Here is a 22,675-nt window from a genome sequence, read left to right as displayed (position 1 = left end):
TTGACCGACGGGAAAAGGAGGTGGAGCGATGAAACGCCTGATCGAAACCGACCCGGCCTGCGAACGCGGCATGCATCTGAGCGACTGCGGCGCGAACCGGTACCGGCTCTGGCGCGCATGGGACACGTCACGTCCTACGCTCGCGTTCCTCATGCTGAATCCGTCGACAGCAGACCACCTCGTCGATGACCCGACGATCACACGGTGCTTCGCCCGCGCAGTCGCGAACAACTTTGGCCGGCTCGAAGTCGCCAACCTGTACCCACTTCGTGCCACCAACCCCGACGAACTACTGTTGCATCCAGACCCGCTCGGACCACGTAACCGGGCGAACGGTGCAATCCTGGAGGCAATCGACAGCGCTTCGATGGTCATCTGCGCGTGGGGCTTGCACGAGGCTGCCGCGAGGCGTGCGGCCGGCGTCTTGCACCTTCTTCGCATCACCAGTATGTCCGGGAAGCTCTTTCACCTCGGCCTTAACCTTGACGGCAATCCGAAACATCCGCTGTACATCGCGGCTGCTACGCAGCCAGTGCCGCTTGAGTGCGTCGCACGACCAAAGCTGGGCAAGGATTATCTGAAATCGCGCGCGACGCGCGAGGTGTGAGATGAACATTGGAGGAGGAAAGCGCGTGAGCGCAAAGGAAGCCGCCGAGATCCTGGGTGTGCCGCGATACGCAATCAGCCGCATTGACCGCGCCGGCGAGATCATCAAGCGCTACAAACTCGGCCACAAAACGCACGTCTACGAACTCGATTCGCTCTACAGGTTTCTTGCATCATGCCAGTCGACACCGTTATCAAGGCCGGCCGCAAGCGCTACCGTTGGTCGTTCGAGCGCGTCATCGACAATCACCGCATTCGAAAAACCAAGCTTTTCCCTGCGGGAATTTCTGCCCGGGAAGCGGACGAACTAGCGCGGAAATGGGAGGGCGGTTTCAAGAGTGAAGCGCAACAGCGGGTTTAATGTTTAGAGCCTTGAGGTTGACTTGCTGAAGCAAGGGTCGCGGCGAAGACCTCGAATGGCGAATGGAAGGCGTGAGTCGCGCGAGGCCGGCTGTTCAGACTGTCTGCAATGGCGTCGAGTTCGTCCTGACTGTAGACCGAAAGGTCTGTGCCTTTGGGCAGATACTGGCGCAGCAGGCCGTTGGTGTTTTCACAAGTGCCGCGTTGCCATGGACTGTGCGGGTCGCAGAAGTACACCTTCACGCCGGTCGCGGCGGTGAGTTCTTTATGCCGCGACATTTCTTTGCCCTGGTCGTAGGTGAAGCTCTGCCGTAATGGCTCGGCAATCGAATTGAGTTTGGCGGAGAAGGCCGCCAGTGCTGAAGCGGCGGTGGCGTCTTCCATCTTTGCGAGCAGCACCAGGCGGCTGGTCCTTTCGACCAGAACGCCTACTGAAGACTGGTTGCCGGCACCCTTGATGAAGTCGCCTTCCCAGTGTCCAGGCATCAACCGGTCTTCGATTTCGGGCGGCCGCACATGAATGCTGACCATGTCGGGAATCTGTCCACGCCGGTCTGTGCCCCGTGTACGCGGCATACGCGTGCTGTGGCCATGGCGCAGGCAGGCAATGAGCTGACGGCGCAGTTCGCCGCGCGGCTGGGCATAGATGGCCGTGTAGATGGTTTCGTGCGAAACCTGCTGGGTCGGGTCGGTCGGATACATGCGCTTCAGTGTGCCCGATATCTGCTGGGGTGACCATTTCCACTCGAGCAGGGTGAGAACGATGCGCCAGCAGACGCTTTGCAGGCAAAGCTTTGTGGGGCCGCGACCCGCGCTGCGGCGTGCGGCACTGAGCGCTTCGGCCGACACGGACGCGTAGCCAGCAGGCAAGCTGTTTCGCGCCAGTTCACGGCTAACGGTGGCTGGCGAGCGCCCGAGTATCCGGGCCATGGCCCGGATACTCGAACCCTGCAAATGCAGACTTGCAATGGTCAAGCGCTCTTCAGGCTGAAGTTGTTGATACTGAGTTCTTTCGTGCATCGCAACACCTTATACGAAACAGGTGTTGCACTTCAGATTTGAGGCCGCCGAGCATGACCTCTACGCAATCGCGAGTGGCGTAATCAAACCCGTTGTGACTATCGGCGATTGCGTGCGTGCGCACGTTGCCGACAGGAGTGGGTATTGGTAGGATGCCCGAAAAAGAATACAGATCCTTGAAAAGTGGGCACCGGAATTCGCCGACCAGGATGCCACGGACCTGCACGCGTGGTCGAAACAGTTCGTCGGATACCTGCGAGCTGCGCGTGACCACGAAGGCCACCCCAAGCCACAACTGTCAGACGGAACAATCAGGAATGTTCTGGCCTATTTGCGGGCCGCCATCAAGTACGCACACAAGGTCGGTCGGATCGACCTGGATCAGACGGCCCAGTTGCTCATTCCCGCGGTCAAAAATGAGCGACATCACTACCCGCAGCGCAAAGAGATGCTAGAGATCGCGCGAGCGTGCAAGAACCGTCAGGTGCGGGCAGCCATCAGGATCGCGTTTTACTCGGGAATGCGCCGCGGTGAAATCCTTCGCGCAAAGCTGACGCAGCAGGGGTACTCACTGGACGATACCAAAAACGGACGACCGCGCGTGGTCCCGGTGCACCCCAGAACCGCCGTGCTCGCGCGTCGGATACGCTTCACGATCACGTTGAAACAGTTCGAGACCGAATGGATCAAGGCAAGAGAATCAGCTGGTCACCTGGACACGAAATTCCACGACCTGAGACACGCGGCAGCGTCGGAGATGATTAACGCGGGCATCGATCTGTTCACCGTTGGAGGTGTGCTGGGGCACAAGTCAGTCGCGTCGACGAAGCGCTATTCGCACCTTGTCACCGCGCGGTTGGCACACGCTGTCGGGAAGATTGGGCAGAAGAAATAGGTGGCCTGAAATCCGGTTTCGGGCAGAAAAGTCCACACCTTTGACTTGACGCTGGTGTGGACAATTCGCTGAAACCCTTGTCAGGCTTGGTGGGCCGGGTGGGAGTCGAACCCACGATGTCCTTTCGGAGGCGGATTATGAGTCCTTTCGCAAATCCCTTTAAATCATGATGTTAGGCGATTTTCCGCTCCGCAATTGTGGCGGATTTGACGTGAAAAAGGCCTTTTATATCAGTCTCCGCGAGAAAATTGCGGAGCGGATCGTCGATCACAATGCGATACGAAAAGTCCGCTTCCCAAATGAGGCTATTACAGGATGATTGCCCGAAATCCTGCTCCGCAAACCGCCGCGTTGTCATAATTCTGTATTCACTACATGAAAACCCAAACCAGGCCTGATGGGCCCGGGGGATTAGACCACCACAGCGGATCAGGAATCCTTGTAGGCGGTTCGCGACCCATCGTGTCCCGTGCCCGGCGATGACCGTGCTTCCAGGCGAGGCCTAGGGCCGGAGTCGACCCTGAGCCGACAGTCGTCTTCTGCAAGTCAATGGCTGCTTTCGATCGCGAGGCGGTCGCTCATCGTACTGACTCGTCAACAGATCGTTTTCGAGGAAAGCGTCTGCATTCCTCGATTCGCATTTCAGCAACGACTTGGGCTGCCTGCCAATCAGGCATCGAAGGCATTGACCGAACCAATGAAGTCCAGCTTCCCGACGTCGACGCCATTCGTGCGCAAAATTGCGTAAGCCATGGCGACATGGAAGTAGACATTCGGAATCACAATCTGCAGCAGATAGTTTTCGCCAGTTAGCTTACCTGGCACCCAGGATACTTTTACGATCTGATTGGCTGCGTCAGCGTACTGGTCTACCGCCACGCCTTCGGCGAAATCAATCGTCTTGCGGATGCGCGCACGCGCTTCGTCAAGCGTTTGCTCATTGTCTTCATGTCGCGGTGGCTGCTGCCCTGAAAGAAAGGCCGCGCCACCCTTTAAATAGTCGCACGCGCTTTGTATCTGATAGAGCAACCCGCCCATGTCGGGAGCGAGGCGAGTCGATAACAGAACGGCAACATCGAACTTCTTCGCATTCGCGAAGCGCTCCGCCTTGTCGAGATACGTCTCCATTGTTTTTACTGCTTGCACGCATTGCGCGATAGCCTGTGCATACATCGGACTCTCCAGGGACATGTGTTTTCTTGAAGTAACGCTCTGACACGACACCGCGAAGGCGTAGGCCGGAAAAACTTTCATCTCGCTTTCCAGCAGATTGCCCAACGAGACCGCACGTTTCGATTCCACCAGACCGCACTGCGCACGATCCGCAGGCACCTGACGTTCCAGCTTTTGGGTGGCAACTTCCCCTACAATACTGCGACCTATTCCCACGTGAGCGAACGCGTTGGACCGACTAGAAGCCATGGAAATGTTGCTGACCGCTGTGGACAGAGGAAGCCTGTCGGCGGCAGCGCGCGAACTGAAAATACCTGTCAGCACGCTCACTCGCAAAGTAGCCGACCTCGAGGAGTTGCTTGGAACCCGGTTGCTGATACGAACCACGCGAAAACTGACATTGACCGACGCGGGCATGTCATACGTCGCGGCGGCTCGACGCATCCTCGATCTCGTTCGCGAACAGGAGCGCGAAGCCACGGGCGAGTTCGCGACAGCAAAAGGAGAGCTGGTCGTCACTGCGCCCGTGCAGCTCGGTCGCCTGCATATCTTGCCCGTCATCAATCAGTTCCTCGCGCAGTATCCGGACATCACCGTTCGGCTCCTTCTCTCCGATCGAAATCTTGACCTCATCGATTCGCACGCCGATCTCGCGTTGCGGATCGGAGAACTCGCGGACAGCAGCATGATCGCCACGCGCATCGGTTCATTGCGGCCGATCGTCTGCGCGAGTCCGGCCTTCCTTGCCAACCATGCGCCGCCGCGCGAACCCGACGATCTCGTGAAATATTCGTGCGTCGTCTTCAATAGCCCGTATCTGTCGCCGTGGCGCTTCCGCCTTCCCACGACGAATAAAACCTATGTGCTCGGCGTGAAACCCCGGCTCGAGGTCACGTCACCCGACGCTGCAGTCAGCGCCGCCGTGGACAACGCAGGCATCACCTACGTATTCGAGCACGATGCCGACGAAGCGATCCGGAACGGGCAGCTCGAGATCCTCCTGCCACAGTTTGAGATCGAGCCCGTGCCCGTCCATCTGGTTCATGTGTCCAGAAATCTCATGGCCATCAAACTGCGGCATTTCATCGACTTTGCGGCGCCCAAACTCAGGCAATCGCTGTCCAGATTCGGCAAGCAGAAGCGGCACTAGCGCTGTTTCGCTTCCCTCCGCACACTGTCACGCCCCGACCGCGTGCCCTCGGCTGCCCCGTTAAGGCCGGCAGCCTTCAAAGCTCATGACTCCTCGCTCTGGTCACCGAGTACCCGATCATTCCGGTTCTCGATGACATCCCGCGTCGCCTTCGTCGCACCCGGACCGGCAGCAAATCGAACGTCCCGATACGTCAGCGCTTGCCCGTTCGTTGCGCGAACCTCTACGACTTCTACGGGATTCCCACTCGCATGCTCCACCAATGCGATCGGCGGCTTGCCATTGGGCCTTAGCCACTTGTCGCCCCATTGCATCAGCGCGACCAGCACCGGGTATAAGTCCGCCCCCTTCGAGGTCAACCTGTAACCGAACGTATTTGCGCGTTCTGCGATCGGGAAGCGTTCGAGTATGTCCAGCTCGATCAAACGTTCCAGCCGTGCAGTGAGGACATTGCGGGCGATGCCGAGCCCGCTCTGAAATTCGTCGAAGCGCCTGCTGCCTTGCGTGCACTCGCGAACGATCAGTAGCGTCCACCACTCGCCCACCTCATCGAGGGCGCGAGCGATCGAACAGTCCATTCCATCGAAGCGTTTTCTATACATGATGGAACGTATCGTAGCCCAGGTTTCGTCACGCAACTTAACCAGATTGCGGGGAACAGCTTCCCGGTTTCGGCCAGTAGTGTGACGCAGCGGTGTTGCCTATAGTTGCGTCACGAAACTTAGCCGGCAGTCGTTCACGGAGAAGCCTCCCGGGATAGCGGCCTGGTTCTGGACTGACCCGCTTTCTTCATACAAGAAAGCAAAGATTGATCATCTAACGGGCGAGCTGGGACATGACTCTATGTCGTACAGCCTGTCAACATACTTAGGAATGCCATGAATAACCGTATTGATCAGGCCGAGGTGGGAGTCGCTACTCCAGCAAACCCGGCGACGTCCGGCTCCGTTCGATGGGTCGGTAAAGGTGTTGCAGCCGCTGTGATCGTCGCCGTGGCGGCGACGATCACTCACAGGCACTGGTCGAGTGCAGCGCCCGTTGCCGCGCCGCCGCCTCCGTCGGTTGCCATCAGCGCGCCGTTGCAGCGCGATATCGAGGGCCGGCTCGGGTTCCTCGGCCAGTTCTCGGCCGTGAATCGTGTCGAATTGCGTGCTCAGGTCGGCGGCACGCTCACGCAGATCAACTTCAAGGACGGCGACATCGTGCATAAAGGCGACGTGCTCTTCGAGATCGATCCGGAACCCTATCAGATCAAGTTGAGCCAAGCGACGGCTGGACTCGAATCCGCGCATGCCCGGCTGGCTCTCGCCACGCGAGAGCTTGCCCGCGCGCAGGAACTGCAGCGTTCGGAGGCGGGAACGGTCGAGAACGTCGACCAGAAAGTCGCTGAACAACGCGCGGCTCAAGCGGCTGTCGACAATGCCAATGCTCTGGTTCGCGATGCCAGGTTCGACCTGGATCGGTGCAAGATCACAGCACCGTTTACCGGGCGCATCGGAACACACCTCGTGTCGACAGGCAATCTGGTATCCGGCAGCCGCGCCGGCAGCGGCCCCACGACGCTGCTCGCGACCATCGTTTCGCTGGACCCGATCTATCTGGATTTCGACATCAGCGAAAACGACTATGCCGCTTTCCAGCACTCTCGTGAAAACCAGAAAGGACCGTTGGCAGACGCAGTGACTATTTCACCGACAGGCGACAGTAACTATGAGCGCACAGGCACGCTCAACTTTATCGACAACACGCTCGACCGTTCGAGCGGAACCATCCATGCGCGCGCAACGATTCCCAATAGCGACCTGTCGTTGACACCCGGCGGCTTCGCACGCCTGCGGCTGGCAACGACCGCACCGCAACCGGCATTGCTCGTCCCCGATGCCGCCGTACTCCAGGATCAAACCGACCACATGGTGTACGTCGTGGGAGAAGACAACGTGGCCACCCCGAGAAAGGTCGAGGTTGGCGACCTTCGCGGCGGCCTGCGAGTCATTCGATCTGGACTCGCCCTGACCGACCGCATCGTGATCGACGGTATTCCGGCTGTGCGTCCCGGCTCGAAGATTTCTCCGCACGCCGGAACGATCCAGTTCTCGGCAGAGCACGGCGACGAAGGAGCAAAATCATGAAACTGACTCACTTCTTTATCGAGCACCCGCGCTTTGCAGCGGTGCTCAACATATTCGTTGTGCTCATCGGCCTCGCAACCATGATGAAGCTGCCGGTGGCCCAGTATCCGAACATCGTTCCCACGACCATTCAGATCACGACTTCGTATCCGGGTGCGTCGGCGGATACCATTGCGCGCACGGTCGCAACGCCGCTCGAGCAGTCCGTCAATGGCGTCGAGAACATGGATTACATTTCGAGCCAATCGACCAGCAACGGTCAGTTGACGATCACTGTGATCTTCAAGGTCGGGACGGACCCGAACACAGCGCTTCTGCTCACGCGGAGCCGCGTGGAAGACACGCTGTCGCGCCTGCCCGCCGAAGTGCAACTGCAGGGCGTCCAGGTGAAAAAGACCATTCAGGCGCTGCTGCTCGGCGTTCATGTCTATTCGCCCGACGGTTCCCGCAGTCCCGAATACCTGTCGAACTACATGCTGAAGGTGCGCGATCAGATCGCGCGTTTGCCGGGCGTGTCGGACTTTCAGCTGTTCGGCGAGCGGCAATACGCAATGCGCATCTGGATCGATCCCGACAAGGCCGCCTCGTACAACATCAGCGCCAGCGAAATACTCGCCGCGCTTCGTGCGCAGAACGCCGCCGTGTCGGCAGGTGTGCTCAATCAGCCGCCTGTGTCGAACAATGGGACGGGTGCCTACCAGATCAATATCGACGCGCTTGGCCGCCTCACCACGTCCGAACAGTTTGGCGACGTCGTGGTCAAATCCGATACACAGGGACGCGTAACACGCATTCGCGATATCGGTCGTGTCGAGCTCGGTTCGGTGGACTACGGCTCCAAAGCTTATGCCGACCGGTACGCGGCCACGCCGTGGTTCGTCATTGCCACGCCCGATGCGAACGTGGTACAGGTCGAGCATGACGTGTGGGCCAAAATGGCTGAACTGAAGAAGAGCTTCCCGCCCGGCGTCGACTACATCAAGATCTACGACCCGACTACGTTTGTTTCCCAGTCGATTCATGAGGTAGCCGTAACCATCGGCATCGCCATTCTGTTGGTGGTCGGTGTCGTGTATCTGTTCCTGCAGAACTGGCGTGCCACGATCATCCCGGTCGTTGCGATTCCCGTGTCGCTGGTCGGAACCTTCACCGTCCTTTCGCTGTTCGGCGCGTCGATCAATAACCTTTCCCTGTTCGGACTGGTTCTGGCCGTCGGGATTGTCGTGGACGATGCAATCGTGGTTGTCGAGAATGTCGAACGGAACATGGCGCTCGGCATGTCGCCGAAAGAGGCCGCTCATCGAACGATGAACGAAGTTTCGACGGCCATTATTGCCATCGCGCTCACGTTGTGTGCGGTGTTCGGGCCCACTGCGTTGATGTCCGGCATCTCCGGGCTGTTCTTCAAGCAGTTCGCGATCACGATCGCCGCGTCGACCGTCATCTCATGCTTCGTTTCGCTAACGCTGAGCCCGGCTCTGTGCGCGGTGCTTCTCAAGCCGCACGAGATGGAGAAGTCTCACGGCGGAACGACCGCGCTGGGCCGCGTCCATCATGCGATTTTCGGTCGGTTCAACTCGTCGTTTGAATGGTTGTCGTCCCGCTACGGAAAGATGACGGGCCGCGCCGTACGCGCGACGACTGTCATGCTGATCGTCTATGCCGGTCTGATTGGTGCGACTGCCTTGCAGATGTCGAAAATGCCCACCGGTTTTATTCCGGATCAGGACATCGGCTATCAGGCTGTGATCGCGTTCCTTCCTCCGGGATCCAGTCTCGAGCGCACCGACAAGGTGATTCGCGAGATCAACGACATCGTGCTCGATACGCCTGGGCTCAAAGGCGTGACTCACACGTCACCTGTGTCGGGCCTCGACGTTACGACGGGCACGATTGCGCCCAACGTGGGAACACTTTTCTACGGGCTGCCTTCGCTGTACGGCAAACATGTCCCCGGCGTCAATGCGGCGTCGATGCTGGTCGAACTGCGTAAGCGGGTCGCGGGTGTCAAGGACGCGGTGGTCGTCGTGATCAATCCGCCGCCCGTGCAGGGCCTGGGCGCGGCGGGTGGCTTCAAGCTGATGCTGGAAGACCGCGGCGGACTCGGGCCGCAGGCACTCGCCGACGCGGCGCGTGCACTCGTGGCTGCAGCGAACAAGGACAAGGTGTTCGGTGGCGTATTCACGCTTTACAACGCGGGCGCGCCATCTGTCTATGCGGACATCGACCGCCTCAAGGCAGAAAAGATTGGTCTCACGCCAACGGATGTGTTTTCCACGATGGACCTCTACCTTGGCTCGCAGTACGTGAATGACTTCAACTTCATGGGGCGTACGTATCAGGTGCGTGTTCAGGGCGATGAAGCATTCCGGCGGACACCGGAAGACATCGGACGGCTCAGGGTGCGCAATTCGACGGGTGACATGGTGCCGATCAGCAGTGTGGCGACGTTCAGAAACACGACCCAGCCGTATCGCGTGCCGCGCTACAACATGTATCCCGCAGCGGAAATCATGGGTGCAGCGGGCCCTGGATACTCGTCTGGCGATGCCATTCAACACATGGAACAGCTCGCAGCCCAGGTGCTTCCGAATGGCATCACGTACGAATGGACTGATCTCGCTCATCAGCAAAAAGAGCAGACCATGTCTCCGCTCGTGATCTTCGCCGCTTCGGCACTGTTCGTGTTCCTCGTGCTCGCCGCGCAGTATGAAAGCTGGAAGACGCCTCTCGCGATCGTGCTGATCGTGCCGATGTGTCTGCTCGCAGCGGCGATCGGTCTGAACATGCGAGGCATGCCGATCGACATTCTTGCGCAGATTGGCTTTGTGGTGCTCGTTGGACTGGCCGCCAAGAACGCGATTCTCATCGTCGAGTTCGCAAGACAGCGCCAGGAGGAAGACGGCGTCGATGCGGAGGACGCCGCCACCCATGCGGCACACGTGCGGCTGCGGCCCATCCTGATGACGTCATTCGCCTTTATCGCGGGTGTGGCACCCCTCGCCATTGCTAGCGGCGCCGGCTCGGAAATGCGGCAATCACTCGGCACGACGGTGTTCTTCGGGATGCTCGGCGTGACGCTCTTCGGGCTCGCATTCACCCCGGCGTTTTACGCCTTCGTTCGCAAGCTCGGCGTCAAGGGCGCGCTTGCCGTGCGGCAACTCGGTAGTGGAGAAGTGAAATGAACGGCTTCGTATCCAGAACTTCGAAAGCGATCGTAGGTAGTCTGATCGTCAGCGCCTTGCTTGCGGCCTGCGCCGTCGGGCCGGATTATGTTGCGCCCGACACGCAGATGGCGCCGTTTCACAACGCGAAGGTCGTCGCTGACCGGCAAACGACGTTGCCGGCCCCGAAGCTCGAGAGCTGGTGGACAGGATTCAACGACCTCGAACTGGTCAAGGTGGTGCAACGGGCGCTCGATCAGAACCTGAATCTCCAGGCTGCGATTGCACGTGTCGCCCAGTCGCGTGCGGCGGCTCAGGCGGCTGGCGCCCGCCTGCTTCCGACGGTCGATGCCAATGCGTCGTACACGGCAGCACACCAGAGCGTGCAGAGTCCTCTTGGCACGATCGCGAGCGCGTTTCCCAATTACAGCCGCGACCAGAAGGAGTATGTCGCTGGTGCGACGGCAAGCTGGGAAATCGATCTGGCCGGTGGTCTGCGGCGCGCACACGCGGCAGCCACCGATGAAGAGCAGGCCGCCGAGGCCGCTCAACTCGGCACGCGCGTGACGGTCGCTGCCGACGCTGCCGACGCATACCTGCAAATCAGAGGGCTGCAGGCGGAACTGGCCGTCACCCAGGATCAGGTGGATACCGATGCGCGTCTGCTGGAGCTCGTGAAAGCGCGCAAACAGGCCGGTGCATCCGACGAACGCGAGGTGGCGCAGGCTGAAGCCTTGTTGCGTCAGGCACGTGCCACCCTTCCGAGCTTGCGCGTGTCGCTCGAAGCGCAGTTAAACCGGCTCGATGTGCTGATGGGCGCACAGCCGGGGACCTATGCGGCAGAACTCGGCACGAATGCGGGTGTCATTCCGGACGTGCCTGCCGTCGGCAGCGCGGATCAGCCCGTCGATGTCCTGCGGCGCCGCCCTGACATCATTGCTGCCGAACGCCACCTGGCGGCTTCCAACGAAGCGATCGGCGTGGCACTTGCCGATTACTACCCGAAGATTTCGCTCGCTGGCGCACTGGGATTCGACAGCATCTCAGCCAGTCACTTCCTGAGCGCGAAGTCGTTCCAGCCAGCCGGGACAGGTGCGCTGCAGTGGCGTCTGTTCGATTTCGGCAAGGTAGACGCCGAGGTCAAGAATGCGCGCGGGTCGTACGCGGAGGCATTGGCGCAGTATCGGGAGGCTGCTCTCAAAGCGACCGAAGACGTCGAAGACGCCTTGATGACGCTTTCGCAAACGGAGATTCGTGCGCAGGAAATTCAGCAGGAAGTCGACGCATTGACGAAGGCGCGCGACCTTTCAGAGAAAGCGTATCGCGCGGGTTCGATCGCGCTCACTGATGTGCTCGACGCCGACCGGCAACTTCTCGAGTCACGCGACGATCTCGATGCAACGAAGGCAGACGCTGCCCGCGCTGCGGTGAGAACGTTCCGTTCGCTGGGCGGAGGATGGGACGCTCCGCATCAACAGGTCGCACAGACGAACTGACTCCGACGCACGACTTAACCGGTTTATGGGGAACAGCTTCCTGCATTTGGCCCGTAGTGCGATGCAGTCGGCTTCCCTATAGTTTCGTCACGAGACTTAATTCGCAATCTTTCTGGAGAAGCCGACATGGATCGCCGCCTTCTAACACTCTCACTCGGTATGTTCGCGCTGGGCACCGACAGCTTCGTCTTCGCGGGCATCCTTCCTGAAATCGCACACTCGTTTGGCGTGAGCATCGGCGCTGCTGGCCAGTTGATCAGTGTGTATGCACTGAGCTATGCCCTGCTCGGTCCGACCATCGCAGCGCTTGCTGCGAACGTTCCACGAAAGCGTCTGCTGCTCAGCGGCATCGGATTGTTCGTCATCGCCAATCTCGGCACCATCGTGGCGCCGAATCTCGGCATCGCGCTGGCCACGCGAGCTTTCGCAGGTCTTGGCGCAGCCATGTTCTCGCCGACTGCCAGCGGAACAGGTGCGTCACTGGTGCCGGCGGAGCGTCGCGGGTACGCGTTGTCCATCATCGTGGCGGGATTGACGACCGCTACCGCGCTGGGCTCGCCCATCGGTGCCGTGATCGGCGGGCTCGCAAGCTGGCACTGGACGCTGGTTCTCGTTGCTGCACTCGGTGCAGCCGCGTTCGCCGGTATCCTGGCATTCCTGCCTGACGTGCCGTTGCCGCCGGCCATCTCGCTCAAGGAGCGTCTGTCTCCTCTTACCGATTCCCGCGTCGGACTCACGCTCACGACGACGGTGCTTGCACAGATCGGCACATTCATCATCTTCAGCTACTTCTCCGTTGTGTTCGATCGTGCGATCGGCCACAGCGCCCCTGTGCTGGGTGGATTGCTTGTGCTATGGGGACTGGCAGGAACCTTCTCGAATCTGCTGACAGGACGGATCCTCGACAAGATCCGTTCGCACAAAGTCGTTCTGATCAAACTCTCTATCGTTGCAGTCGTCATCCTCACGATGCCGATCACCGGCGCACATCTTTGGAGTGCAGCGATCGCGGTGACGATCTGGGGCGCCTGTGCATGGGGTGTGCTGGTGCCACAACAGTTCCGTCTCGCGAGCCTGAATCCGCCGATGACGGCTGTGCTGGTCGGTCTCAACACTTCAGCGACTTATGTAGGTGTGTCCATTGCTGGGGCTCTCGGTGCTGCTGTGATCCCGGTCATCGGCAGCCATAACCTGGGGTACCTCTCCAGTATTCCCGTGGTCATGGCGATCCTTGTCTCCGGGCTCGCGACGCGCCGCATCGCGTCGTTTGCAAAAACAGCAAAAGGCGCCGTAGCGGCTTGAGTTTCAATCCCTATACAAGGAAAAACGCAATGTCTAATGCAAGCACATTCCGTCAGTTGCACGACAATTCGATCCCGCTCCGCTTACCGAATGTCTGGGATGCCGGTAGTGCACGTCTCGTTGAGGCGTTGGGTGCACCCGCAATCGCCACGACAAGCGCCGGCTTTGCGTGGGCATTGGGATATCCAGACGGCCGCATACTCCCTTTCGATGAGGTTATCGCTTCAGTTCGGCGTATCGTCCGCGTGCTGAACGTGCCCTTGTCGGTTGATATCGAGAATGGCTATTCCGACAATCCGAAGACCGTTGCGGACCATGTCATGCGACTGGCGGATCTCGGCATCGCCGGCATCAATATCGAAGACGGCTCAGACCCGGCATCGCTTCTCGCCTTGAAGATCGAGGCGATCAAGGACGCCCTTGTGAAGTCGGGTTCGGATCTCTTCGTCAACGCACGCTCCGACGTCTTTCTTACAGGCCTCGCTGAAAAATCGAAGCAGCCGGAAGAGTCGATTAGTCGCGGCAATCTGTATGCCTCAGCCGGTGCGGACGGTCTTTTCCTTCCGGCCCTCGTGCAGTCATCCGATATTGAGACGATTGTCGGCGCAACCCGACTGCCTCTTAACGTCATGGCCGTGCCAAGGCTCGCCGACGCAGCGACCCTCGGAAAGCTGGGAGTGCGGCGGTTAAGTGCGGGTAGCGGCATCTCGCAAATCGTGCTCGGCAAAGCGAAGGCCCTCGCACAAGACTTTCTGGAGGATGGTCGTTCTGAAGCGCCCGATAACAATCCCTTGCCGTATTCCGAGATCCAGGATCTTTTCGCCAGAGTGACGAATCCGTGAGCGGCAGACGTATCCCGAAACTTCGATCGCTCCCGTCTATCCGTCTATGTGCTGGTCGATACATGCATTCACGGGTACATGCTGATGTCCGCTCATACTACTTTTCATTACTCAACACACAATGGAGTTTTTGATGATACTTAAAGGCAAACGCGCTCTGGTCACCGGGGCGAGTCGAGGTATCGGGGCTGCAATCGCGAAGGCTTTAGCCGCCGCCGGCGCAGATGTGGCGATCACATATCAAAAGTCGACAGAGCAGGCCGCCAGCGTTGTGAATGCGATCGAAGCGGAAGGCCGGCGCAGTATCGCAATCCAGGCGGATAGCGCAAATGCATCGGCCGTTCAGGCGTCCGTACAGAAGACCGTCGAAGCATTGGGTGGGCTCGATATCCTGGTGAACAACGCCGGCATTCTTCGAATGGGCGATGTAAAGGATATTTCCATCGTAGACATCGACGCGACGCTTAACGTCAATGTGCGTGCACCGATCCTGGCCGCAAAAGCCGCAATCCCCCACCTGAGGACGGGAGGGCGAATTATTTCGATCGGTAGTTACTTTGCCGACCGCGTCCCGGCCTCGATGCTCGGCATCTATGCTGGCTCCAAGTCCGCTCTCGTTGCGTTCACCCAGGGCCTGGCAAGAGAACTCGGCCCACAAGGAATTACGGCAAATCTTGTCCAGCCTGGCTCCATCAATACAGATATGAACCCGGTCGAAGGCCCGTTCGCGTCGACGCTGAAATCACTGACGGCCACAGGCGACTACGGTAAAGGCGAAGACATTGCGCAAGCAGTGGTCTTCCTCGCGAGCGCCAACGCCAGTTACGTCACCGGCACCACGCTCACCGTCGACGGTGGCGCCAACGCTTAAGGGTCAACACAGGCGTCGGCGTGGGCAGCATGCGCGCAAGCAGGGCTTCGTACTCGAAAGCGCATGCCGCGCGGGCGCACGAGGCCCGGCCTGACGGTCGCATACGGTCTTTCGCTACGCATTGTCGCGACCGCTGCATCGCGCTGAGGTTTGCTAAACGCGAAGAAGCCGTCGTTCGCGGGCGAGTCTTGAGCGGCACCTTTTGGCCCGTCGCGGAAGATCATCGCCTATCGTCGACTCGCTCTCCTTCTTGCCGTGTCGAACTTCCGTGAACGACCCACTTCGGCCGTCGGCGTCGACCCTAGCCTACTGGCGGCTTTGAGGGGCGAACGGTCGTCCGCGCCGCGGGCCCGATAACCGGTGCTTGCTCCAAATCTTGATAAGTCTCGCTCTTCCCGTGCGTTGACGTTCGTCGCCTTGTTCGGTAACTTGCTCCATTTGCGGCAAACGTGGGCAGTATTGATGGGCTCAAACTATTAAACAACGACAGAAATTGAAATCGAGCTGAATGGCTCGCCCTATCGAGTGCCGGTACCGCGTCATCGGCGGTACGGTCGTTGTCCATTTCGAAAGCGAAGTCAAGTTTGCCGAGTACGGCATGAGCACGCCTGAAGTCGTCGCAAAGTGGGGTGTTGACAGAAGTTTTGCATGTGGCACAGCCACCCGCCACACAGGAGCTGGTCTTGGATCAACTCGGTCATTTGCTCGTCGTAGGTTTACTTCGCGCGCTCTCAATACTTCCGTACCCATTGGTCGCGAGGCTTGGCAGCGCGCTCGGCGCGGCCCTGTATACGCTTCCCAGCCGCCGCAAACATATCGTCCTTGTCAACCTGCGCCTCTGCTTTCCGGAAAAGTCGGTACGTGAGTACGATGAGCTTGCGAGGGAACACTTCCGGCATGTCATCCGCAGCTATCTCGAACGAGGCGTTCAATGGTTCGGCAGCGCGCAAAGGATAAGAAATCTCGTCCAGATCGAAAGCGCGATTGATCTCGAAGACAGGAATGCTCCGCCTACCATCTTTATGGGGTTTCATTTCGTGGGCATCGAGATCGGGTGCATACTTTACTCGCTGAAGATGCCTGCCGCTTCCTTGTACACGCACATGTCGAACACGCGTCTTTGCACCCTCGCCAAACGGCAGCGCGGCCGATTCGGCGCAGAGATGATCGACCGTTCGACAAGCGCCAGAAAGATCGTGAGACTCCTTCACGAGGGCAAACCGGTCATGCTTGCTGCGGACATGGACCATGGCATCGAAAACTCTGTTTTTGTGCCTTTTTTCAGCGTCCCTGCGTGCACTCTGACTTCTGTTTCGCGACTTGCGAGAATGGGGCGCGCGCGTTGTGCCGTTCGTCACGGAAGTACTGCCGGATTTCAAAGGGTATCGGTTGACCCGTCTTTGCGCCGCTCAGCGATTTCCCTTCGGGAAGCGACACGAATGATGCGCGTTGCATGAATGCGTTTCTCGAGACCCAGATACTGAAATTCCCAGCCCAGTATTACTGGGTGCATCGACGCTTCAAACATCGTCCACCGGGCATGCCTGCGGTATATTGATCGTGCAATGGGCCCAGCTCGTTTTTACGTTGCCGGCAAGCTATCGAAACCCGCAAACGAAACCGACGCGAACGGCCGGCCGGCCCACGACGCAACGGACATGGTCCGCGCACGAAGGTCCGTTGCCTGGGCGGAGCGGCCGCTTAAATGGCCACCTGAGTGCTAAAACGAACGTCAGCAGTTGGCCGATCACTGTCTTATGCAATCAGCATGTGCTTGCACCCCGACCTTCATATGGCAGCGATCGGCAGCACGCGAGCCACTACGGACATAGAAGCCGGCGCCACGTGTACGGCCGCTTCCTGGGTATTTCGGACATCTGGACGCCACTGAAAAGGATAGGACGTTCCTTCATACTAGAGCTTCTCCGTTGAAAGGGAGCTCGCCATGCTTCATTCTGAAACGTACAAATTTCAGTACACCCGTCAGCAGGGTCGGCAGCGAACCTACGACGTGGTGCTCAACATTGTTCAGCGGGATTCTGGCGTTTTTGCTTACGAGTCGTGGGTGCATTTCGCTCACGAGTTCAAAGGCAACGGGCTCGTTTTCCCGCTGAACGCAAAAACTGCAACCGATGCAGCAGCGGAGGCGCGCGGACGTATCGAGGACGAGATCGAGCACCTTGCAGGGGTTGCTGAATAAGCCGCTCATCGCGTCTACCATTGGGTTCGCGGTTTGGGTGTTTGCTCTCGGCGGACCCTTTGTTGGACTGTAGTGGTACACGCCAATCCTAGGTGCGACATTGTTGGCGGTTTATACCTTCGCCGCGCCGATGTTGTTGATGCGAAAACCGAAGAGGTGAAGGATTGCGCGGACGAGTAATCCTATTCACACCGGTATAAATAGACTGTAGGGTGCTTAACTGCCAAGCCCGACTGAAGGTGGCACGTCTCGGAGTGGATCAGCCGTTCGAATGACGGTTTTGTGGGACGGGCGATCGGCAACAAATGGCCGCATGCAGCCCTTCGCCAATACCCGCCTTCGATCCGAAAGAGGCGTCCTTCGCTCCAGTCGAAAGCGAACGCTCGTTGGAGCGTCTTGCTGGCCAGGGCCGGCTTCCGCCAGGGACTGCTTTGGCGAGGTTGAACCCGGAGGTTCAGCCCCCCTCTGCCTTCGATGATGCCGTATACACAGAGATGGCCCGATGCGGTGAGCGGCAACGCTCCGCGCCCTGCTGCATCACCACCTGTTGCGCAACTCGCGAAGCTTGAGAAACACCGTCCTGGGATCGGGTTCTTCCGGGAGATCCGGGAAGCTTTCCCGCAACCTGGCGATCACGCTTGCGCTTGTGAGCCGGAAGAAGGTGTTGAATTGCTCTTCATCCTTGAGCGTGGTGACGATCGAGGTCTTCGGGTCATGACCGGCCACGCGGGGAAGCAGGGCCCGGGCAGCGGCGTTTTCCGGCTCGAGCGACAACGTGAACCTCAGATTGTTCTCGATGTAGTCATGCCCGGGGTAGATCTCCGTGTCGTCCGGCAGTTTGGCGAGCTGGCCCACAAACGTGGCATACAGCTCGCCCGGATCGCCGCCGTTGTGGCAATTGCCGGCGCCCGCATTGAAAAGGGTGTCGCCGGAAAACAGCGCCGGCTGGTCGGTATGTGATCGCAGGCAGATGTGGCACATGGTGTGGCCCGGCGTGTCCATGCATTCAAGTTCGACCCGCTTCCCGACCTTGATGATGTCTCCGGCCTTGACGCCGCGGTCCACCCCCGCGATGCGAGCGCCGGCCCTGAAATGAGCAAGCAGTCTGGCGCCCGTGGCCGCGACCATCGCTTCGTTGCCGCCGGTGTGGTCCCGGTGCTCGTGGGTGTTGAGGATCTGCGTGATCTGCCACCCCTTGGCCTTCGCGGCGGCGAGGCACTTTTCATGATCCAGCGGGTCGATAGCAAGTGCTTCGCCGGTTTCCGGACATGCAACCAGGTAGTTGAAGTTGCGGTAGGCATTGCCAGTCCAGATACGCTCGACGATCATCGTGTGCTCCCGAGGGCTTGCTGCCGACGAACAGGCATAGGTAGCAAGCCATGTTACCGACCCGAAGCCCGGGGAACCGGATCGCCGCGGGGGCAACCCGTAGGCTTCGATCTTCGGCTATGGTAGCAGCGGTCGTCCAACGCCTGTTGGGATTGCTCTAGCCAAGACAGTCGGAGCCTCGTCAGACCACATTTCCGCGGGTCACCGGGCCCCAGACGGCTCATACTGCAGACGAATCCCTGGACCGGGGGCGCAGGTCAAACAGGTTCCAGAGCGGTTCGATGGTACCGACGTGGCGATAATCCTGCCCGGAATCGGTCGGTGCGAAGAGGAGTTCCGCGCCCCAAAAGTGGCGGATCACTCCGACACCTCGCCCAAATACGTTCAGCATGCCTACTGCCGCCTTGCACCGGTTTCAGTTCAGCGGGCCGGCGTAGCAAACTGGAGTCGCCACCGCCGCCGGCCTGGAATCGGGTCCGGTCAACACCGGACGTCGGCAGGCTCCGGCTCCTGACTTGCCGACGTGTCGCCAGCGAGCTCGTGTAGCTGCAGCTGCCAGAGTCACAAGGGCAAGCCGGTTCCAGCGATCCCGCCTGGAACGGCAAGGCGAAATCCACTATCGTGTCAGTTGAGGTGCATTGCACGCGCGCAGGATCCCCCGGGCGAGATGTCTCGCCCGATGCCGCCGGCGACGATCGCAGGACCGAAGGTGTCCTCTGGGACGCTGCGCGGCGCTGCTGGCTTGTTAGCGTCGAAGGACTGCACGCTCAACGCGCTCACGGTCGGTCGATCACGGATGGAGGTGTCTCATGGGCACTAAAGGTCTGCTTGTCAGGTTGGAAGTCAAGGCCGGCTACGACGACGCCAGGGCGGAAGACGTCCTGCGCTCGGCTCTCGCGATGGGTCGGGCGGAAGCCGCAACGACCGCGTGGTTCGCGATCAGATTCGGGCGATCGGAGTACGGCATCTTCGAGGTGTTCCCAGACGATGCCGGCCGCGAGGCGCATCTGGCGGGGCCAGTTATACAAGCGCTGTTGGATGCCGGCGGCAGCGTGTTTGCCGGGGCGCCGCCGATTCAGGAGCTCGAGGTCCTGGCCGACAAGTTGCCTGCAACATCATCGGGCGAGCCGGTCACGAAGGCGCTGCTCCTCACGTTCAAGGCAAAGGCGGGCCATGAGTCGCAGGTCGCGCAGTTCCTTCGCGACGCGCAAGCACTCGTGGAGCAGGAACCCAAGACCGTTGCCTGGTTTGCCATCCGCCTTGACGACAGTCACTTCGGCATCTTTGACGTCTTCCCCGACAACGGCGGTCGGTTTGCGCACTTGACGGGTCATGTTCCTCGGGAGCTTGCCAAGCATTCGCTGTCATTGCTGGGCGGCGTGCCGGATATCGGAATGCTCGACGTGGTCGACGCAAAATGGGCCGACCAGTCTGCGGGGGCGCGGTGAACGGTCAAGCAGACGGCGAACGAGGCCTGATAGGGAACCTTCCCCAAAGGTCGGAATCTGCCTCCGGTCGTATCGTCAGGGTCAGCGCAAACAGTCTTACAGTGAATATCGCGTCGCGCGGCGGTGTACCCGGCCCCGAGAGTTTTCAGGCAAGACCGTCCGTGTTCGACCCTCAACGGACGGTGGACCAGGCGCCACTTAATCGGCAGCTTCCCAGGTACAACGGTCATTCGCTCCTTCGAGTCGGTCGGAAGTGCGCGCCGTAATAATCGTGGGTTTGCAACGCAGCGTATTCCTTCTCGATCTTTCTAGGCGAGACGTCAAGTCTGTCTCATCGAGCGTCTCGCCGGGCTTCCTCAATTCCCCGAAAGCCCTTATCAGCTCTGCTATATCGACATTCTTCCTCGGATTGGTGCGCGGCAAAAAGGTGCTGTCGTTTTATGAAGACCCACCTTGCACGATTGACCAGGGCGACATGCTGAGCGTCATTCAGTCGACGCGTATGCCTGGCCGGTCCGGCGAGTGACGGCGGTAGTTTTCACCGGTAAGCCGGCAGCGCGGCGGACAGCTTGATGAGGCGTACGTAGGACATTCGAACCTTTTGTGACATTGAATTAGCCATCTCAATAGAGTTGCGCCTCAGTTGAGATTATCGGTGCTGGGACCATGGGCAACGGCATTGCTCAGCTCGTTGCGATCGCGGGTTTCAAGGCGGTTCCCAAAAAATGACCTTTACTTCCTCCTTGTCCGGGCTTAGTTTGGGAGATCAGGATGCAGGCATCTCGGGATCTTGTGAGCCTACACCGACGCCGATGCTTCCGGCCCGCCATGGATTTGTGATGCAACCCAGCTTTTCCCGCTGATCGATTCTGAACACATCTATCGGGCTGCTATGACTTTCACCTGCGGAAAGTGGAACCTGAGGTTTGTGCTGACACGCGCATTATCGACTTCAATACCCGTGCTGAGTTTGAGTCTACCGCCCGTCGAAGCATGGGCGCAGGCGACAGTAGCCACTGAAGAAATCTGCATGCCTCAAGGAACGTATCCGATGATCGGCGGTGGCACGACCGCCTTTTCTCACGACAAGACCTGCTTTAGCCGACCCGCAACTGACGCCTATTCGTGGGAGAGGAAGAGCGCACGCGTGAAGAAGGGCGCCCCGGATCCTTTCAACGGAGCCCGGATCGTGCAGTACGATTACCACGATGCGCTCTACCACTGTGCCAGGCGTCATATGCGGCTACCGACGGCCGAAGAACTGAAGGCGCTATTTGCCTACGCAAACGCTGGTAGTGAACCGCCCCGGGAATCGTGGAGGCTGGTTGGTTTAAGTTAATGCGGGCTCAGCGACAGGTGTTTCAAGTTGCCGATAGTAGTTTGCCTCAGCTTCAGCGGGCGGGATATAGCCGAGGGGTTCCATCAATCGATGATGATTGAACCAGGCCACCCATTCCAGCGTTGCCAACTCGACGGACTCTCGTGTTTTCCAGGTGCGACGATGAATCAGTTCGGCCTTGTACAAACCGTTGATTGTCTCGGCCAGTGCGTTGTCGTAGCTGTCGCCACGGCTACCAACCGAGGGCTCGATGCCCGCTTCGGCCAGTCGCTCGCTATAGCGAATGCTAACGTATTGCGAGCCTCTGTCGGAGTGATGTATCAACGTTCCATCGCCGCCTGGGCGTCGCGCATAAAGTGCCTGTTCAAGTGCATCCAGAACGAAGTCTGTAGTCATCGACGAACTGACGCGCCAACCGACAATCCGCCGGGCAAACACGTCGATCACGAAGGCCACATAGAGCCAGCCCTGCCACGTCGAGACGTAGGTGAAATCCGAAACCCAGAGCTGGTTCGGCCGGTCTGCCCTGAACTGCCGGTTGACCCGATCCAACGGGCGCGCGGCTGCCGCATCGGCAATGGTCGTGCGAACACGTTTGCCTCGCATCACACCACGCAAACCCAGTTGCTTCATCAGCCGCTCGACAGTGCAGCGCGCCACCGCGATACCCTCCCGGTTCATCTGCTTCCAGACTTTATCCGCGCCGTAGACCCGCATGTTGGCTTGCCAGACACGCTGAATCTCCGGCCGCAGGCGTTCATCGCGTATCGCGCGAGCGCAGCGGCGCGACGGATCGCGAAGCTGCGCAGCATGGCGCCGGTAGCCCGACGGGGCAATCCGCAAGACCTTGCAGATCGGCTCGACCCCGAAGGTGTCGCGATGCTGATCGATGAAGGCCTTCAGGACTTCAGGCGGCGGTCGAGCTCCGCCTGGGCGAAAAACGCACTCGCCAGCTTCAGAATCTCGTTGGCGCGGCGCAGTTCCTTGACTTCGCGCTCCAGCGCTTTAAGACGTTCGCGTTCCGACGTGCTCACGCCCTCGCGCTCGCCGCTATCGACTTCATCTCGTTTGACCCACCCCAGCAATGTCTGGCTCGTGCAGCCGATCTTGGGAGCGATGGATTCGATCGCTGCCCACTGCGACGGATACTCGCCCCGATGCTCTTGCACCATGCGCACTGCACGTTCCCGGACTTCAGCAGAAAATTTGTTCGACTTGTTCATGGCTCCATTCTCTCAAGAGTTGGAGCCTCCACCAAATCCGGGGCGGTTCAGTAGCAGTACAACTGAGGGAAGCAAATATGCGATCGTCGCGCCAAAAGACGATTCACGTTATCCAGGCGGTGTCTACG

18 protein-coding genes, 2 pseudogenes and 1 other annotated feature are annotated in these 22,675 nt (G+C 59.5%); of the genes and pseudogenes, 15 read left to right on the top strand and 5 right to left on the bottom strand.

Annotated features, from left to right (window positions below; translation table 11 throughout):
- Window positions 1–28 precede the first annotated feature (28 nt).
- Entirely contained in the window at window positions 29–607 is a 579-nt protein-coding gene (locus B0G77_RS32700) for a DUF1643 domain-containing protein (RefSeq protein WP_133665985.1), read from the top strand.
- A 174-nt stretch (window positions 608–781) separates the two neighbouring features.
- Complete coding sequence (locus B0G77_RS32695) at window positions 782–967, top strand: hypothetical protein (RefSeq protein ID WP_133665984.1); 186 nt, start codon at window positions 782–784, stop codon at window positions 965–967.
- Here the strand turns inward: B0G77_RS32695 and B0G77_RS32690 are convergent.
- Window positions 964–1,986 carry an IS30 family transposase gene (locus B0G77_RS32690; protein WP_133664922.1) on the bottom strand — a complete coding sequence of 341 codons (1,023 nt, stop codon included), beginning with the start codon at window positions 1,984–1,986 and terminating at the stop codon, window positions 964–966. The genes B0G77_RS32695 and B0G77_RS32690 overlap by 4 nt on opposite strands.
- Window positions 1,987–2,317: 331 nt before the next feature.
- Here B0G77_RS32690 and B0G77_RS44795 point away from each other — a divergent pair, with 331 nt between their 5' ends.
- Complete coding sequence (locus tag B0G77_RS44795) at window positions 2,318–2,881, top strand: site-specific integrase (protein ID WP_243751311.1); 564 nt, start codon at window positions 2,318–2,320, stop codon at window positions 2,879–2,881.
- Between the two features lie 669 nt (window positions 2,882–3,550).
- Here B0G77_RS44795 and B0G77_RS32680 read toward each other — a convergent pair.
- Entirely contained in the window at window positions 3,551–4,303 is a 753-nt protein-coding gene (locus B0G77_RS32680; protein ID WP_243751310.1) for a DUF1993 domain-containing protein, read from the bottom strand.
- 4 nt (window positions 4,304–4,307) lie between these two features.
- Here B0G77_RS32680 and B0G77_RS32675 point away from each other — a divergent pair, with 4 nt between their 5' ends.
- A complete protein-coding gene (locus B0G77_RS32675; protein ID WP_243751309.1) occupies window positions 4,308–5,204 on the top strand; it encodes a LysR family transcriptional regulator in 897 nt (298 codons plus the stop codon).
- 83 nt (window positions 5,205–5,287) lie between these two features.
- Here B0G77_RS32675 and B0G77_RS32670 read toward each other — a convergent pair whose 3' ends face one another.
- Window positions 5,288–5,806, bottom strand: coding sequence for a helix-turn-helix domain-containing protein (locus tag B0G77_RS32670; RefSeq protein WP_042316051.1), 519 nt, complete (start codon window positions 5,804–5,806; stop codon window positions 5,288–5,290).
- 276 nt (window positions 5,807–6,082) lie between these two features.
- Between B0G77_RS32670 and B0G77_RS32665 the strand changes: the two genes are divergently transcribed.
- The 8 genes and pseudogenes from B0G77_RS32665 to B0G77_RS32630 all read left to right on the top strand — a co-directional run bounded on the left by B0G77_RS32665 (window position 6,083) and on the right by B0G77_RS32630 (window position 17,208).
- On the top strand, window positions 6,083–7,333 hold the full coding sequence (locus B0G77_RS32665) for an efflux RND transporter periplasmic adaptor subunit (protein WP_133665982.1): 1,251 nt from the start codon (window positions 6,083–6,085) through the stop codon (window positions 7,331–7,333).
- On the top strand, window positions 7,330–10,518 hold the full coding sequence (locus B0G77_RS32660; RefSeq protein WP_133665981.1) for an efflux RND transporter permease subunit: 3,189 nt from the start codon (window positions 7,330–7,332) through the stop codon (window positions 10,516–10,518). The genes B0G77_RS32665 and B0G77_RS32660 overlap by 4 nt, the downstream gene beginning before the upstream one ends.
- On the top strand, window positions 10,515–11,993 hold the full coding sequence (locus B0G77_RS32655; protein WP_133665980.1) for an efflux transporter outer membrane subunit: 1,479 nt from the start codon (window positions 10,515–10,517) through the stop codon (window positions 11,991–11,993). The genes B0G77_RS32660 and B0G77_RS32655 overlap by 4 nt, the downstream gene beginning before the upstream one ends.
- 126 nt (window positions 11,994–12,119) lie before the next feature.
- On the top strand, window positions 12,120–13,295 hold the full coding sequence (locus tag B0G77_RS32650) for an MFS transporter (protein ID WP_133665979.1): 1,176 nt from the start codon (window positions 12,120–12,122) through the stop codon (window positions 13,293–13,295).
- Entirely contained in the window at window positions 13,292–14,137 is an 846-nt protein-coding gene (locus tag B0G77_RS32645) for an isocitrate lyase/phosphoenolpyruvate mutase family protein (protein WP_243751308.1), read from the top strand. The genes B0G77_RS32650 and B0G77_RS32645 overlap by 4 nt, the downstream gene beginning before the upstream one ends.
- Before the next feature lie 130 nt (window positions 14,138–14,267).
- On the top strand, window positions 14,268–15,008 hold the full coding sequence (locus B0G77_RS32640; RefSeq protein WP_133666972.1) for an SDR family oxidoreductase: 741 nt from the start codon (window positions 14,268–14,270) through the stop codon (window positions 15,006–15,008).
- A 683-nt stretch (window positions 15,009–15,691) separates the two neighbouring features.
- Window positions 15,692–16,566, top strand: a pseudogene (locus tag B0G77_RS32635) (lipid A biosynthesis lauroyl acyltransferase).
- Window positions 16,567–16,953: 387 nt separating this feature from the next.
- The gene (locus B0G77_RS32630) at window positions 16,954–17,208 is read left to right on the top strand and encodes a hypothetical protein (protein ID WP_133665978.1); all 255 of its coding nucleotides are present in this window, start codon (window positions 16,954–16,956) and stop codon (window positions 17,206–17,208) included.
- 537 nt (window positions 17,209–17,745) lie between these two features.
- Here the strand turns inward: B0G77_RS32630 and B0G77_RS32625 are convergent.
- Window positions 17,746–18,537, bottom strand: a complete 792-nt coding sequence (locus B0G77_RS32625) for a hydroxyacylglutathione hydrolase (protein ID WP_133665977.1) — start codon at window positions 18,535–18,537, stop codon at window positions 17,746–17,748.
- An 836-nt stretch (window positions 18,538–19,373) separates the two neighbouring features.
- Between B0G77_RS32625 and B0G77_RS32620 the strand changes: the two genes are divergently transcribed.
- The 3 genes and pseudogenes from B0G77_RS32620 to B0G77_RS32610 all read left to right on the top strand — a co-directional run bounded on the left by B0G77_RS32620 (window position 19,374) and on the right by B0G77_RS32610 (window position 21,324).
- Entirely contained in the window at window positions 19,374–19,985 is a 612-nt protein-coding gene (locus B0G77_RS32620; protein WP_243751307.1) for a hypothetical protein, read from the top strand.
- A 403-nt stretch (window positions 19,986–20,388) separates the two neighbouring features.
- Window positions 20,389–20,511: pseudogene (locus B0G77_RS44790) on the top strand (potassium transporter TrkA); the annotation flags it as partial.
- A gap of 504 nt (window positions 20,512–21,015) precedes the next feature.
- Complete coding sequence (locus tag B0G77_RS32610; RefSeq protein ID WP_133665975.1) at window positions 21,016–21,324, top strand: hypothetical protein; 309 nt, start codon at window positions 21,016–21,018, stop codon at window positions 21,322–21,324.
- Here the strand turns inward: B0G77_RS32610 and B0G77_RS32605 are convergent.
- Window positions 21,316–22,547 (bottom strand): IS3 family transposase gene (locus B0G77_RS32605; protein ID WP_133665974.1). Its coding sequence is split into 2 segments (ribosomal slippage): window positions 21,316–22,259 and window positions 22,259–22,547, totalling 1,233 coding nucleotides; the frame shifts between segments, so codons are not numbered across the junction. The genes B0G77_RS32610 and B0G77_RS32605 overlap by 9 nt on opposite strands.
- Window positions 22,153–22,269: a sequence feature (AL1L pseudoknot), on the bottom strand. Its footprint overlaps the gene before it by 117 nt.
- Window positions 22,548–22,675 lie beyond the last annotated feature (128 nt).

The organism is Paraburkholderia sp. BL10I2N1 (assembly GCF_004361815.1).
GTDB lineage: Bacteria > Pseudomonadota > Gammaproteobacteria > Burkholderiales > Burkholderiaceae > Paraburkholderia.
This window is presented reverse-complemented; position numbering and strand designations above follow the sequence as displayed.

Excerpts from the sequence above, each read along its gene's own strand:
- B0G77_RS32610 (WP_133665975.1), top strand. The coding sequence starts at position 21,016 with ATGCCTCAAGGAACGTATCCGATGATCGGCGGTGGCACGACCGCCTTT.
- B0G77_RS32675 (WP_243751309.1), top strand. The coding sequence starts at position 4,308 with ATGTTGCTGACCGCTGTGGACAGAGGAAGCCTGTCGGCGGCAGCGCGC.
- B0G77_RS32655 (WP_133665980.1), top strand. The coding sequence starts at position 10,515 with ATGAACGGCTTCGTATCCAGAACTTCGAAAGCGATCGTAGGTAGTCTG.
- B0G77_RS32650 (WP_133665979.1), top strand. The coding sequence starts at position 12,120 with ATGGATCGCCGCCTTCTAACACTCTCACTCGGTATGTTCGCGCTGGGC.
- B0G77_RS32690 (WP_133664922.1), bottom strand. The coding sequence starts at position 1,986 with ATGCACGAAAGAACTCAGTATCAACAACTTCAGCCTGAAGAGCGCTTG.
- B0G77_RS32625 (WP_133665977.1), bottom strand. The coding sequence starts at position 18,537 with ATGATCGTCGAGCGTATCTGGACTGGCAATGCCTACCGCAACTTCAAC.
- B0G77_RS32670 (WP_042316051.1), bottom strand. The coding sequence starts at position 5,806 with ATGTATAGAAAACGCTTCGATGGAATGGACTGTTCGATCGCTCGCGCC.
- B0G77_RS32660 (WP_133665981.1), top strand. The coding sequence starts at position 7,330 with ATGAAACTGACTCACTTCTTTATCGAGCACCCGCGCTTTGCAGCGGTG.
- B0G77_RS32665 (WP_133665982.1), top strand. The coding sequence starts at position 6,083 with ATGAATAACCGTATTGATCAGGCCGAGGTGGGAGTCGCTACTCCAGCA.
- B0G77_RS32700 (WP_133665985.1), top strand. The coding sequence starts at position 29 with ATGAAACGCCTGATCGAAACCGACCCGGCCTGCGAACGCGGCATGCAT.
- B0G77_RS32680 (WP_243751310.1), bottom strand. The coding sequence starts at position 4,303 with ATGGCTTCTAGTCGGTCCAACGCGTTCGCTCACGTGGGAATAGGTCGC.
- B0G77_RS32695 (WP_133665984.1), top strand. The coding sequence starts at position 782 with ATGCCAGTCGACACCGTTATCAAGGCCGGCCGCAAGCGCTACCGTTGG.
- B0G77_RS32630 (WP_133665978.1), top strand. The coding sequence starts at position 16,954 with ATGCTTCATTCTGAAACGTACAAATTTCAGTACACCCGTCAGCAGGGT.